The sequence below is a fragment of the Stenotrophomonas tumulicola genome (genome assembly GCF_014117215.1).
Taxonomy (GTDB): Bacteria; Pseudomonadota; Gammaproteobacteria; order Xanthomonadales; family Xanthomonadaceae; genus Stenotrophomonas; species Stenotrophomonas tumulicola.
Genome location: NZ_JACGXS010000001.1, coordinates 197,068 through 210,150 on the forward strand (window position 1 = coordinate 197,068; position 13,083 = coordinate 210,150).

At 66.1% G+C, this 13,083-nt stretch carries 12 protein-coding genes and 1 tRNA gene; 9 read left to right on the forward strand and 4 right to left on the reverse strand.

Features of this window, described 5'->3' with window-relative positions:
* Window positions 1-63 precede the first annotated feature (63 nt).
* Both H4O11_RS00855 and trxA read right to left on the reverse strand, forming a co-directional pair.
* The gene (locus H4O11_RS00855; protein ID WP_182337550.1) at window positions 64-555 is read right to left on the reverse strand and encodes a DUF4442 domain-containing protein; all 492 of its coding nucleotides are present in this window, start codon (window positions 553-555) and stop codon (window positions 64-66) included.
* 203 nt (window positions 556-758) lie between these two features.
* Window positions 759-1,613 (reverse strand): thioredoxin, encoded by an 855-nt coding sequence (gene trxA / locus H4O11_RS00860; RefSeq protein WP_182337552.1) that lies wholly within the window; start codon window positions 1,611-1,613, stop codon window positions 759-761.
* A gap of 108 nt (window positions 1,614-1,721) precedes the next feature.
* On the opposite strand from trxA, the gene H4O11_RS00865 reads away from it, so the two are divergent.
* The 9 genes from H4O11_RS00865 to H4O11_RS00905 all read left to right on the forward strand — a co-directional run bounded on the left by H4O11_RS00865 (window position 1,722) and on the right by H4O11_RS00905 (window position 9,105).
* On the forward strand, window positions 1,722-2,342 hold the full coding sequence (locus H4O11_RS00865) for a DUF998 domain-containing protein (protein ID WP_182337554.1): 621 nt from the start codon (window positions 1,722-1,724) through the stop codon (window positions 2,340-2,342).
* A 59-nt stretch (window positions 2,343-2,401) separates the two neighbouring features.
* Complete coding sequence (locus tag H4O11_RS00870) at window positions 2,402-2,704, forward strand: hypothetical protein (RefSeq protein WP_182337556.1); 303 nt, start codon at window positions 2,402-2,404, stop codon at window positions 2,702-2,704.
* Between the two features lie 100 nt (window positions 2,705-2,804).
* Window positions 2,805-5,447: a leucine--tRNA ligase gene (gene leuS / locus H4O11_RS00875; protein ID WP_182337561.1), complete on the forward strand. Its 2,643-nt coding sequence runs from the start codon at window positions 2,805-2,807 to the stop codon at window positions 5,445-5,447.
* Between the two features lie 150 nt (window positions 5,448-5,597).
* On the forward strand, window positions 5,598-6,218 hold the full coding sequence (locus H4O11_RS00880; RefSeq protein WP_182337562.1) for an LPS-assembly lipoprotein LptE: 621 nt from the start codon (window positions 5,598-5,600) through the stop codon (window positions 6,216-6,218).
* A 12-nt stretch (window positions 6,219-6,230) separates the two neighbouring features.
* Window positions 6,231-7,271, forward strand: a complete 1,041-nt coding sequence (holA, locus tag H4O11_RS00885) for a DNA polymerase III subunit delta (RefSeq protein ID WP_182337563.1) — start codon at window positions 6,231-6,233, stop codon at window positions 7,269-7,271.
* A gap of 9 nt (window positions 7,272-7,280) precedes the next feature.
* Entirely contained in the window at window positions 7,281-7,940 is a 660-nt protein-coding gene (nadD, locus tag H4O11_RS00890; RefSeq protein WP_182337564.1) for a nicotinate-nucleotide adenylyltransferase, read from the forward strand.
* Between the two features lie 108 nt (window positions 7,941-8,048).
* Window positions 8,049-8,465, forward strand: coding sequence for a ribosome silencing factor (rsfS, locus tag H4O11_RS00895; protein WP_182337565.1), 417 nt, complete (start codon window positions 8,049-8,051; stop codon window positions 8,463-8,465).
* A 70-nt stretch (window positions 8,466-8,535) separates the two neighbouring features.
* Window positions 8,536-9,006: a 23S rRNA (pseudouridine(1915)-N(3))-methyltransferase RlmH gene (rlmH, locus tag H4O11_RS00900; protein WP_182337566.1), complete on the forward strand. Its 471-nt coding sequence runs from the start codon at window positions 8,536-8,538 to the stop codon at window positions 9,004-9,006.
* A 22-nt stretch (window positions 9,007-9,028) separates the two neighbouring features.
* Window positions 9,029-9,105: transfer RNA gene (locus H4O11_RS00905), tRNA-Asn, on the forward strand.
* Between the two features lie 159 nt (window positions 9,106-9,264).
* On the opposite strand, the gene H4O11_RS00910 is transcribed toward H4O11_RS00905, so the two are convergent.
* A complete protein-coding gene (locus H4O11_RS00910; RefSeq protein WP_182337567.1) occupies window positions 9,265-12,081 on the reverse strand; it encodes a TonB-dependent receptor domain-containing protein in 2,817 nt (938 codons plus the stop codon).
* Window positions 12,082-12,269: 188 nt separating this feature from the next.
* A complete protein-coding gene (locus H4O11_RS00915; RefSeq protein ID WP_182337568.1) occupies window positions 12,270-12,920 on the reverse strand; it encodes an energy transducer TonB in 651 nt (216 codons plus the stop codon).
* Window positions 12,921-13,083 lie beyond the last annotated feature (163 nt).

Genomic DNA, 13,083 nt, shown 5'->3' on the forward strand with positions numbered 1-13,083 from the left:
GTTACATCATCGGCAATGAGGAAAGCGCCGCCGTGTATCGCATCACGCTGTGCGGATAATCAATCAAACTGCCGCATCTGCCTTGATATCTGAAACGCCGCCGGCACGCGCCTGCGGCTTCAGCCGGATGTATACCTGCTTGCGTACGCGCGCCACCACTTCGCCGTTCTGATCGGTCACATCGTTGTCGAACCAGCGCAGTTGCTTGCTGCCGTCGGCGGCGGCGGTGCGGATTTCCTCCAGCATGGGCGCGTCGATGTGGAAGGCCGCACGCACCGTGCCGCGGCCAGGCTTCAGGAATTCGATTTCCGCGGCGCGGTCCCAGACGTAGTAGTCACGGCCGAGATTGTTCATCAGCCCCAGCATCCAGAACGGATCGGTCATTGCAAACAGGCTGCCACCAAAGTGGGTGCCCACGTAGTTGCGGTTCCACGGCCGCATGCGCAGTTCGACCTCGATGTCGCGGTAGTCCGCCGACACCCGGCTGACGTGGATGCCGGCGAACAGGAAGGGCGGCCACAGGTTGATGCCGTGGCGGAAGAGAGTGGCGTTCATGCGCGACCTGGAGGGATGCGAGGGCTCGAGTGTAACCATGCGCATGCGTACGGAAAAGCCCGGGGCCGGCGCCCGACATGGCGAGGGTGCCGCCCGGGCCGTGTGGCGCAGGATCATCTCCCTGGATGCGTGATGGCGTAAGGCGCCGCCAGCCGCCGATCCTCGTGCTCTGTCGAACGGGGGATGCTGGACAGCCCCAGGCTTCAGAACAACAGGGAGGCCATCCGGCGGCGGTAACGTCCGACCAGTTCAACATCGTCGATGACATTGAAGGCATCGATGAGGACCCTGCGCGGCAGGCCGTCACTGAAAGTGCGGTCGATGCGCAGCATCTCCAGGAACTGTTCCAGTGCCGCCTCGTCTTCGCCGGCCAGCAGCAACTGCACGCCGCGCAGATGGCGGGCATCCAGGTCGGTGCCATCGTTGCTGATGCGGGACACCAGGACGTCGGCAGCAGGGGCTTCCTTCAGCGCCGTGGCGAAGGCCAGGCGTGCGCGTGCGCGCACAGCGCGGTCATCGGTGGCCAGGTTTGCCGGCAGCGCATCGATAAGGCCGCGTGCCTCGTCCACGCCACCGATCTGCAGCAGGGCCACGGCCAGGTCCAGTTTCAGCTCGTCCTTGTCGGGTTCGGCGGCGATCTGTGCGCGCAGTACGTCGACCTGCGCCTGCGGGTCCAATGGCGCCTGTTCGGCGGCATCGGCTACCGGCTCGGCCGGGGCGATGCCGTGCTGGGCCAGGAACTCGCGCAGCTGGCCTTCAGGCAGCGCGCCGGGGAAACCGTCGACCAGTTGGCCGCCCTTGACCAGGTAGACGGTGGGCACCGAGCGGATCTGGAACGCCGCGGCAATCTGCTGCTCCTGGTCCACGTCCACCTTGGCCAGCTGGAAGGCGCCGTTGTACTCGCCAGCCAGTTTTTCCAGCAGCGGCCCCAGGGTCTTGCATGGCTCGCACCACGGGGCCCAGAAATCGACCAGTACCGGCGTCTGCAGTGATTTCTGCAGCACTTCGGTTTCAAAGGTGGCGGTGGTGGCGTCGAATACGTGCGGCAACTCGCTCATGGAAGCTCTGGATCTACGGCGGGAGAACGATTCTATGGCGGCGAAGGCGTCAGGACACAACCCGTCGCGGCTACCTTGGCCCACAATACGGGGCTCTTACAGGAAGCCATGACGATGCCGATGACCCTCCTGCGCCGCGTTGAAGGCCTGCTTGGCGGATCTGCCGCTGTCCTGTTCATCCTCTCCGTGACCGGATTCGGTGCGGCCCTGGACGGCTACGCACAAGGCCGGCATCCGGTGGCGTTGCTGGGGGCGTCCGGCGTTCCGCATGCGTTGGGATTCAACCTGCTGGGATGGGGCCTGCCCGGTGTGCTGGCGGTCGCGGTGGCCTTGTGCCTGCTGGCGCGGCTGCCGGCCGGCAGCAGTTGGCCGGTGCGCGTGGCCGGACAGTTGCTGGTGCTGGCGGGCATGGCATTTGCCGGCATGGGCCTGCTGCCGCTGGATCTGCAGGAGCTGGACGGGCCAGCCAGCCAGGCACATGCCAGCGCATGGATGGTCTGGGTGCTGTCCTTCATCGCCGGCACGCTGCTGCTGGGGGCCGGGCTGTGGCGCAAGGCGCCGATACTGGCAAAGCTGGCCCTGGGTTGCAGCGTTGTGGCGGCGGTGACCGCTTTCGGGCTGCAGCATGCGTTGCCTGCGCCGCTGGCGCAGCGGATCACCTTTGCCTGCTGGGCGCTTTGGCTTGCCCTGCTGCTGCCGGTGTCGCGGATGCTCGACGCCCGCCATTGACCCGGTGGGGCGGTATCAAAGGGAATTTCGGCCCTGTCCGATGTCGTGATCGGGTCGAAATGCCGATCCTGCCGGCATTCCCGCAGGAAACCGTTCCGATGAAAATACGTCACTCCCTGTTTCTGCTTGCCACCGCCGTGGCCGGCCTGCAGTTGGCCGAGACCGCCCAGGCCGCCGCGTTCGTCTGCAAGGCAGAGATCACCTCCCGTGCCGGTGTGCAGCGGGAAGTTTCCGGCTGGATCCACGCCAATTCGACGGAACAGGCAGGCAAAGCCTGGTTGGCCCGGGTACGCGGCGAGCACCGTCCGCGCAGTATCGAGTCCCAGCACTGCGAGGCGGTCTACGGAAAGTCGCGCCGCTGAGCGCTTTGCGGGGCCGCCGGCGCCCCGGTCGCGGGCGGATTGGAGCCTTTTGCCGCACTGCGGTACCCTGTGCCGCTTTGCCGCCGCATACGCGTGTTCCATGACCAGCGCCGAACCCATCGCCTACGACCCGCAGCAGGTTGAATCCTCCGCCCAGCAATACTGGGACGGCACCCGCGCCTTCGAGGTCGACGAGACGTCCGACAAGCCGAAGTACTTCTGCCTGTCGATGCTCCCGTACCCGTCCGGCGCGCTGCACATGGGCCACGTCCGCAATTACACCATCGGCGACGTGATCAGCCGTTACAAGCGGATGACCGGACACAACGTGCTGCAGCCGATGGGCTGGGACGCCTTCGGCCTGCCGGCCGAAAACGCCGCCATCAAGAACAAGACCGCGCCGGCCAAGTGGACCTACGCCAACATCGAGCACATGCGCGGCCAGTTCAAGGCCATGGGCTATGCGGTGGACTGGTCGCGGGAGTTTGCCACCTGCACGCCTGAGTATTACGTGCATGAACAGCGCATGTTCACCCGGCTGATGCGCAAGGGCCTGGCCTACCGCCGCAACGCGGTGGTGAACTGGGACCCCATCGACCAGACCGTGCTGGCCAACGAACAGGTCATCGATGGCCGCGGCTGGCGTTCCGGGGCCTTGGTGGAGAAGCGCGAGATCCCGCAATGGTTCCTGCGCATCACCGACTACGCGCAGGAACTGCTGGACGGGCTGGATGAGCTGCCGGGCTGGCCGGATTCGGTGAAAACCATGCAGCGCAACTGGATCGGCCGTTCCGAAGGGCTGGAAATCCAGTTCGCGGTACGCGACGTGGATGGCAGCCCGCTGGACCCGCTGCGCGTATTCACCACCCGTCCGGACACCGTGATGGGCGTGACCTTCGTGTCCATTGCCGCCGAGCATCCGCTGGCCCTGCACGCGGCGAAGACCAACCCGCAGCTGGCTGGACTGCTGCAGGGCATGAAGCAGGGCGGCGTGTCCGAAGCCGAACTGGAAACCCAGGAAAAGCGCGGCATGGACACTGGCCTGAAGGCGGTCCATCCGGTGACCGGCGAGGAAGTGCCGGTGTGGGTGGCCAATTTCGTGCTGATGGGCTACGGCACCGGCGCGGTGATGGCCGTTCCCGGGCACGACCAGCGCGACAACGAGGTGGCCAACAAGTACGGCCTGCCGATCCGCCAGGTCATCGCGCTGAAGCATCCGCGCAATGATGACGAACGCAGCTACGATCCGGCACGCTGGCAGGACTGGTACGGCGACAAGAGCCGCGAGACCGAACTGGTCAACTCCGCCGAATTCGACGGCCTGGATTTCCAGGGCGCATTCGAGGCACTGGCCGAGCGCTTCGAGCGCAAGGCCCAGGGCCAGCGCCGGATCAACTATCGCCTGCGCGACTGGGGCGTGAGCCGCCAGCGTTACTGGGGGTGCCCGATCCCGGTGATCTATTGCCCGAAGTGCGGCGCGCTGCCGGTACCGGAAGAACAGCTACCGGTGGTGCTGCCGGAAAACGTCGACTTCGTCGGCACCGGGTCACCGATCAAGACCGACCCGGAGTGGCGCAGGACCACCTGCCCGGACTGCGGCGGCGCCGCCGAGCGTGAGACCGACACCTTCGATACCTTCATGGAGTCCAGCTGGTACTACGCCCGCTACACCTCGCCGGGCGCGCGCGATGCGGTGGACAAGCGCGGCAACTACTGGCTGCCGGTGGACCAGTACATCGGCGGTATCGAACACGCGATCCTGCACCTGATGTATTTCCGCTTCTACCACAAGCTGCTGCGTGACGCGCGCATGGTGGACAGCAACGAGCCTGCGCAGAACCTGCTGTGCCAGGGCATGGTGATCGCCGAGACTTACTACCGCTCCAATCCGGACGGTTCCAAGGACTGGATCAATCCGGCCGACGTGGATGTGCAGCGTGACGAACGCGGCCGCATCACCGGTGCAACGCTGGTCGCCGACGGGTTGCCGGTGGAGATCGGCGGCACCGAAAAGATGTCCAAGTCGAAGAACAACGGCGTTGACCCGCAGGCGATGGTGGACAAGTACGGCGCCGATACGGTGCGCTTGTTCTCGATGTTCGCCGCACCGCCGGAACAGTCGCTGGAATGGAACGAGGCAGGCGTGGACGGCATGGCGCGCTTCCTGCGCCGGCTGTGGGCACAGGTGCACAAGCATGCGGCAGATGGCGCTGCGGCAGCCCTGGACGTGGCGACGCTGGATGCAGGGCAGAAGGCCCTGCGCCGCAAGACCCACGAAACCATCGGCAAGGTCAGCGATGACTACGGCCGCCGCCACAGCTTCAATACCGCCATCGCGGCGGTGATGGAACTGATGAATGCGCTGGCGAAGTTCGACGATGCCAGCGTGCAGGGCCGTGCGGTGCGCCACGAGGCCTTGCAGGCCGTCGTGCTGATGCTCAACCCGATCACGCCGCATGCCAGCCATGCGTTGTGGCAGGCGCTGGGGCATGGCGAAACGCTGCTGGAAGACCAGGTGTTCCCGCAGGTCGATCCGGACGCGCTGGTACGCGACGCGGTGACGCTGGCCGTGCAGGTGAACGGCAAGCTGCGTGGCACCATCGAGGTTGCCGCCGACGCGGCGCGCGAACATGTTGAAGCTCTGGCGCAGGCCGAGCCCAACGCGGCGAAGTTCATGGAAGGCCTGGCGGTGCGCAAGATCATCATCGTGCCGGGCAAGATCGTGAACATCGTGGTTGGCTGATTCCGGTGCCCAGGCGGGTGCCCCTGCCCCTGGTGGGTGATGATCGCCGGTCGTCACGCTTTTCCCCGGGGGCATGGACATCAACCGTCATTCACGCATCATCGGGCAGGCTGTATTGCCGCAGCCGCCCGGCTACTACAGACTGTGTCCATGACCCGAATCCTGCTCGCCCTCCTCGTTGCCCTCGGCCTGGCCGGTTGCGGCTTCCATATGCGCAACAAGCTGATGCTGCCGGCCGATACCGCGGCGGTGAAGGTGGTGTCCAGCGCACCTTACAGTGAACTGGCCAAGCTGCTGCGACGCAGCCTGCTGGCGTCCGGTGCGACCCTCGCAGACGAGGATGCCAAGGAGCCGACCGCACAGCTGCAGGTGTTGTCCGAACGCTGGGGCGACCTGCCGATCTCCATCGATGCCCAGGGCCGTGCGCAGGAATACAGCCTGCGCTATGCGGTCATCTTCATCTTCCGTCGCGAGGATGGCAGCGACCTGGTGCCGCAGCAGGTGATCGAACTATCGCGCGATTACGTTTCGCCGCCGACCGACGCCACCGGCACCACCACCGAGCGTGAAATCCTGGCCGACGAACTGCGCCGCGAGATGTCTGCCTCGATCATCCGCCGTATCGACAGCGTGGTACGCAACGAACTGCATGAAGGCCGCAGCCTGTCCGCTCCCGCGGCCGACAAGGTCATTCCGGCCGGTCCGGCGCCAGCCGGCGTGCCGGCCATCCAGCCTGTCCCTGCGCCGGCCGACCCGCCGGTGCAGGACTGAGCCGGCGCGCCGATGGAACTGCGCCCGGAGCAGCTGGCCGGCAGTGCCGGCGGCCAGCCGCTGGCGCCGGTGTATCTGGTTGCAGGCCCGGAAACCCTGCGGGTGCTGGAGGCTGCCGATGCGATCCGTGCCCGCGCACGCGCCGAGGGCATCAGTGAGCGCGAGGTGTTCGATGCCGATGGGCGCGATTTCGACTGGCGACAACTGGAGGCCGGCTTCAATGCCCCCAGCCTCTTCAGTGCGCGCCGCCTGATCGAAGTGCGCCTGCCCAACGGCAAGCCGGGCAAGGAGGGCGCTGAGGTGATCAGTGGCTTCTGCGCCACGCCGCCGCCGGATGTGGTGTTGCTGATTACCGCTGGCGAATGGAGCAAGGCGCACCAGACCAAGTGGGTGGATGCCGTGGGCCGTGCCGGCGTGCTGTCGGTGGCCTGGGCCATCAAGCCGCATGAACTGCCCGAGTGGATCGAGCGCCGCCTGCGTGGCAGGGGGCTGCGGGCCGACCCCGCGGCCGTGCAGCGCCTGGCCGAGCGGGTGGAAGGCAATCTGCTGGCCGCGGCACAGGAAATCGACAAGCTGGCGTTGCTGGTGGATGCCGGGCAGACGCTGGATGTGGAAAAAATGGATGCGCTGGTGGCCGACGCGGCACGTTACGACGTGTTCCGGTTGGTCGAGGCGACCTTCTCCGGCCAACCCAAGGCGGTGCTGCGCATGCTGGCCGGGCTGCGTGCCGAGGGGGATGCGGTGGCCGCACTGATGCCGATCGTCATCCGCGAGCTGCTGGCGGGGGCCGCCCTGGCACAGGTGCAGGCACGTGGCGGCAACGTGGGTGCGGAAATGAAGTCGCGCGGTATCTGGGAGTCGCGCCAGGCGCCCTACAAGCGCGCGCTGCAGCGACACCCGGAAGCCAAGCGCTGGGAGCGCTTCGTGGCCGAGGCCGGGCTGGTGGATCGCATCGCCAAGGGGCGCGCTGATGGCGATGCCTGGCTGGCGCTGGAACGGCTGCTGGTGGCCGTGTCCGAAGCCCGTGCCGTCCGCCTGCTGGCCCGCGCCTGATACCCGGGCATGAGCCTGCGCATCTATTACGGAGGCACGTTCGACCCCGTGCACCTGGGGCACATGGCCATCGCCGGTGCCGCGCGCGATGCGCTGCAGGTCGCCGTGCGCCTGCTGCCGGCAGCCGACCCGCCGCACCGGGATGCGCCAGGGGCAGATGCGGAGCAACGCTGCCGGATGCTGGAGCTTGCCGTTGACGACGAACCTGGCCTGCTGCTTGACCGTCGTGAGATCGAGCGTGGCCGGCGTCTTCCGGAGGTACCGTCCTATACCGTGGATACGCTGGCGGAGCTGAGGGCGGAGCTTGGCCCGTCCCGTCCACTGGCATGGCTGGTAGGTGCCGACAGCCTGCTGTCGCTGGCCAGCTGGCACCGTTGGCAGGCGCTGTTTCCCTTGGCGCATTTCATCGTTGCCGAGCGCCCCGGCAGCCCGTTGCCACAGGTGGTGGAGGGCGAACTGGGGGCGGCGCTGCAAGGGCGTTGGACCGAAGAGGGGCGGGACCTGTTCGCGGCCCCGGGGGGGCGGGTACTGCGCCTGCACCAGCCGCTGCGCAGCGAGTCGGCCAGCGAGGTGCGCGCGCGGATCGCCAGTGGTGGTGCATGGCAGCCCTTGTTGCCCACGGCAGTGGCCCGCTATGTCGCCGACAACCACCTGTATGGATTCATGTAGCACCTGGCCATGCCCGCCGGGCATGGTTCGACGCTACCTGCGCCCCGTGAATGGCGCCGAGGTCCAAGGACCGTATAATCACCGCTACGTTTATCGAGTCGACCTGCTTTGAGCAACCAGCCCCAACCCCAGACCATCAAGGTCGAAATCCCCACTCCTCCGCCCTCCGTCGAGCAACTGCTGGCCTGTGTCCTGGAAGCCGCCGGGGAACTGAAAGCCAAAGACGTGGTGCAGATCGACGTACGCGGCAAGTCCAGCGTCGCCGACTACTTCGTCATCGCATCGGGCACCTCGTCGCGCCACGTCAAGTCCATCGCGGAAGAAGTGGTGCGCTTCGCCAAGAAGCTGGACATGATGCCGCTGGGCATGGAAGGCGAGGGCGAAGCCGAATGGGTGCTGGTGGACCTGGGCGATGTCGTGGTCCACGTCATGCTGCCGCGCATGCGTGAGCTGTACGCGCTGGAGCGCCTGTGGACGGTGGGCGACCAGCCGCCGGCCGACGACCAGGACGACGAAGAAGCCTGAGCCACGTGCTTGGGCATATGTTGCACTCCGACGGCGCCGAGGGCGCCGTTGGACGTTATGAGGAGCCCGCATGAAAGCGCGCCTGATCGCCACCGGTGAACGCGCCCCCAGCTGGGTAGCGCAGGGGTTCGCCGAATACCAGAAGCGCCTGTCGCACTGGCTGCCGTTCGAGCTGGTGGAGATCGAGCCCGGCCTGCGTGGCAAGGGCCGCGATGCACGTCGTGCCACTGACGAGGAAGGCAGGCGGGTGATCGCGGCGCTGCCAAAGAATGCGTACGTGGTGGCGTTGGATGTGCCGGGCCGGCAGCTCAGCTCCGAACAACTCGCCCAGCGCCTGGAACATTGGCGCGGACAGGGCAGGGACCTGGCGTTCCTGATCGGTGGGCCTGAAGGCCATTCTGCTGAAGTATCGGCATTGGCCGATGAGAAATGGTCGATCGGGCCGCTCACTCTGCCGCACATGCTGGTAAGGCTGGTAGTGGCCGAACAGCTGTACCGCGCGGCGGCGATGCTGGCCAACCACCCCTATCATCGCGCGTGAAGAGCCGTTATACTGGCGGTCTGCCCGAATAGCTCAGCCGGTTAGAGCACTTGACTGTTAATCAGGGGGTCGTTGGTTCGAGTCCAACTTCGGGCGCCAAGCTTCAACAGCTTGCACTTTTTGAAGACCTGCATCGTGAGATGCAGGTTTTTTTTTGCATGTGGCGTGCTGCGTCCGTCCGGCAGCCTGGTCATGTCCGACATGGAAAAAAGCCCGGGCACGTGGCCCGGGCTTCGATGCTTCAGGTATCCAGCGGGATCAGTTGAAGGTGTATTTCGCACCTACGGTGAAGTAGCGACCGATCGCGCCGCTGAAGTGCAGCGGGTTGTAATTGATGCCGCCATAGGTCGCCGGATCCAGTGGTGCGACGCGGTCGAACACGTTCGCCACCGAACCGAAGATCTCCAGCCCTTCGGTAGCCTTCCAGTTGGCAGACAGGTCGAACGTGGTGAACGAGGCGATCTCGCAGTTGCCCGGTGCCGGGCTGCCATCGGCATAGAAGTTCAGGCAGTCATCTTCCTTGGTGCCACCGGTTTCGGCCAGGTTGTCCATCGAACTGATGTAGTTGACGATCCCGCTCACCGACCAGTCGTGGTAATTCCACGTGGCACCGAAGTTGATCCGATCCTTCGGCGTGCCGATGCAGTTGGTGACATCGCAGTTGCCATGCGTTCCTGCGTATTCGTGGGTGGTGCCACCTTCGGTACGCTCGAATTTGCTGGTATGGCTCCACTGCAGGTCCAGCCGCAGGTCACCGGCGTTGCCCAGCGGGATGTCCTGGCGGATGTCGGTGTCGATGCCTTCCACTTTCGACGCACTGGCGTTTACGTAGCCGGTGTTGATGGCCAGGATCGAACCGGTGCCCGGCACGCCGTTGAGCAGGTCCGAATCGCGCAGCACGTTGCCTGCGGCGATCGCATCGGCGGTACTGCCTTGGGCGATCTCATTGGTGCGCTTGATCCGCCAGGCATCCACGGTGATCGAGGTGGTACGGGTGGGCTGCAGCACGATGCCCAGCGTGTAGCTCTTCGATTCTTCCGCTTCCAGGTCCGGGTTCGGCCGGGTAATGATCGCCACCGGTTGCTGGCCGCAGTCGTCCTGGGTGCCGCCGGGCGCCGGCGTGCCCCCCGGGCAGCGGACCGGATCGAGCGCATTGGAGAACGCGGCCAGGCCGCCGTCGCCGTTCTCGGCCGGGTTGGGGGCGCGGAAGCCTTCAGCGTAAGTGCCGCGCAGTGCGAACCATTCGGCTGGAGTCCACTTGAAACCGGCCTTCGGCTTCACCGCGTCCTCGCCACTTTCGTACTTGTCGTAACGCACCGCCGCGCTCAGTTCCAGCGACTCCAGCACCGGTGCGGACAGTTCGGCAAAGCCGGCGTACACGTTCTGGGTGCCGTCATACGCCGAGTAGCCCAGGCCGATGATATCGCCCTGGTCGGTGTAGGTCTGGGGCTTCAGGCTGTTGGTGGTGCGCCGCCATTCGGTGCCCAGCGCCAGGCCGAGCGGACCACCGGGCAGGTCGGTCAGCGAACGGTTCACCTTGAAGTCGAACATGTCCAGGCTGCTCTTGGCAGTGGCCTGGATGGTGGGCGAAATATAGTCGTACAGGCTCTGCGGGTTCCCCTCCGAGCCTGCGCCGATGTTCCAGGTGCCAGCGGGGCAGGCGAGGTCGCCCAGCACGCATTGCACCGCGCTGTAGCGCAGGAAGCCGTCGCGCTTGTTGACCAGGTTGGTGGACGAATGCAGGTAGCCGGTGTCGTAGTTCCACTCACCCCAGCTGCCCTTGAGGCCGGCGAGGAAGCGGGTGAACTCGTTCTCGTTGTTGGTCACGCGCGGGCCGACATCGAATGCGGAGTAGCGCACCCGTACCGGCTCGTTGTATGGGTTGTCCGGATGGCCCACGGCCAGCACGACCGCGCCTGGGCCGCTGTTGGCGTTGACCGGGCCACCGGGGTAGCCCCAGCCGCCGGATACGCCGGACGGGGTGTTGGTGAAGGTGGTTTCCTTCTTCGAGTAGCCCAGTTCCACGTACGCCTCGGAGGTCTCGCCAAAGGCAAAGGTGGCGCGGCTGAAGACGTTGACGTACTTCTCTTCGGGGCTCAGGTCACGGTAGTCGGCCTGGTCCCACAGGCAGCCGCCACCGGGATCCTGCGGGCTGATGTTGGAGAACTGGTCGCAGCCTGGAAGCGATTCGAGCAGGCCGGTGGTCGGGTTGAAGATGCTGCCGGTCAGGGATGCACCGCCGCCAGTGCCGCCGCCGGTGATCGCACCGCCCAGGAACTGGCTGCCGCCGGCGCTGTAACCCCAACGGCGCAGGTCGCCGGTGCCGATCCACTTGCGGTCGCGGCGGTCGCTGACCTTGATGCCGTCGGTCTTGCCGACGTCGACACTGACGAATGCATTCCAGCCATCTTCGGCCAGGCTGCCGACGCCGGTGGTGAGCGTGCCCTTCTTCGCGTCGCCGTCGCTGTCGCCGGACATGCCGTAGGAACCGCGCAGGATGGTGCCGGTGAAATCACTGCGCAGGATGATGTTGACCACGCCGGCGATGGCGTCGGAGCCATACACCGAGGACGCGCCATCCTTCAGTACTTCCACCCGCTCGACGGCATCGAGCGGAATGGTGCTCAGGTCGGTGAATACTTTCTGCCCGTCATCAGCCAGGCCATAGGTGGCCATCCGCCTGCCGTTGAGCAGCACCAGCGTGGAGCCGGCGCCCAGGCCGCGCAGCGAGATGCCCGCGCCGCCGCCGGCAAAGCCGTTGCCGAATGATTTCGGAATCGAGCCCGAGCCGTCCGAGGTCAGGGTCTGGAGGTATTCGGCGACCGTGGTCTTGCCGGTACGGTCGATTTCCTGGCGGGTGACCACCTGGACCGGTGACGGGGTCTCGGTGTCGGTACGCGGAATGTTCGAACCGGTGACGGTGATGCGGTCCAGGTTGGTGGCGCGCTCCTGCGCGGACGCGGAAGTGGCGAAGGCGGCGCCAGCCAGCAGCAACGCGCCACCGGTCAGGATATGGGTGATGGACATGGCCAGATGGTTGCGGCCTCTGGCGTGCCGTTGGGTCGAGTGTTTCACAGCTCTCTCCTGACTGGGAATCCGTAATGGCGAGGTTCATCGCGGGCCCCTCCTTTTCCCGCGACGGCGCCAATCTAGGTTTCCTTCAGGTGACGTAGCAGTGAATTTTTGCTTAACCGGCGTCCTGTTGTGACGACGTTCTCGTTGTGGGACGGGAAGCGATCCGACGACCGCTCCCCGTCCTTCACTTACTGCGGTAGAGAGAATTCGATGGGGACCAACCCGACCGCTGGCGTGGCCCTGCCATCCTGCATCGCCGGAACAAAACGCCAGTGGCGCAGCACCTGTTGGCGTGCAGCATGGTCCAGCGCACGCGAGCCGCTGCTGTGTTCGATGGAGACCGCCGCGGGCTTGCCGTCGTGGTCGACCTCGACCCGCAGCAGCACCGTGCCTTGCTCGTGGTTGCGCACGGCTGCGATCGGATACGCCGGTGGCGGGGCGTTGCGGTACTGCAGTTGCACCCCGATGCCGGGTGCGGCGGGTTCGATCGCCGGTGCGGTGGTCGACGGCGCCGGCTCGGCAGCAGGCAACACCTGGGACGGTGCCTGTTGCAGCACGATGGCCGGGACCGGCAGGGGTGGCAGTTGTGGCAGCGCGTGCGTACGTGGCTGCGGTGGTGCTGCGAGGGTGGGAGCGGACGCCGGTGGTGCCGGTGGCGGCGCCGTGGCCGGGGTGATCCAGCGGACCTGTGGAGCGTCGCGGGGCAGTGGGGCGGCGACATACGCGGCAGGAATCAACAACAGCATCAGGGCCAGCAGGTGCAGGGCAATGGCCGCGCTCCAGGCGGCGATACGCGAGGGATCAACGTGCTGCGGAACGACCGGATACATACGAACCATGGTCCACCTCCATGCAACCGATGAGGGAACATCCGTGCGCCGGCAGGTGCCGGTGGTCCAGCAGTATCGCGTTGGCGAGGACGTGGCCAGAGGGGCACGCCAACGCGTTCTGCCGGGAGTCATGTTGCCCGGGTCATGGGTAGTAGGGCGGGTCCACGACCCG

Excerpts from the sequence above, each read along its gene's own strand:
- H4O11_RS00855 (WP_182337550.1), bottom strand. The coding sequence starts at position 555 with ATGAACGCCACTCTCTTCCGCCACGGCATCAACCTGTGGCCGCCCTTC.
- trxA (WP_182337552.1), bottom strand. The coding sequence starts at position 1,613 with ATGAGCGAGTTGCCGCACGTATTCGACGCCACCACCGCCACCTTTGAA.
- H4O11_RS00865 (WP_182337554.1), top strand. The coding sequence starts at position 1,722 with ATGACGATGCCGATGACCCTCCTGCGCCGCGTTGAAGGCCTGCTTGGC.
- H4O11_RS00870 (WP_182337556.1), top strand. The coding sequence starts at position 2,402 with ATGCCGATCCTGCCGGCATTCCCGCAGGAAACCGTTCCGATGAAAATA.
- leuS (WP_182337561.1), top strand. The coding sequence starts at position 2,805 with ATGACCAGCGCCGAACCCATCGCCTACGACCCGCAGCAGGTTGAATCC.
- H4O11_RS00880 (WP_182337562.1), top strand. The coding sequence starts at position 5,598 with ATGACCCGAATCCTGCTCGCCCTCCTCGTTGCCCTCGGCCTGGCCGGT.
- holA (WP_182337563.1), top strand. The coding sequence starts at position 6,231 with ATGGAACTGCGCCCGGAGCAGCTGGCCGGCAGTGCCGGCGGCCAGCCG.
- nadD (WP_182337564.1), top strand. The coding sequence starts at position 7,281 with ATGAGCCTGCGCATCTATTACGGAGGCACGTTCGACCCCGTGCACCTG.
- rlmH (WP_182337566.1), top strand. The coding sequence starts at position 8,536 with ATGAAAGCGCGCCTGATCGCCACCGGTGAACGCGCCCCCAGCTGGGTA.
- H4O11_RS00915 (WP_182337568.1), bottom strand. The coding sequence starts at position 12,920 with ATGGTTCGTATGTATCCGGTCGTTCCGCAGCACGTTGATCCCTCGCGT.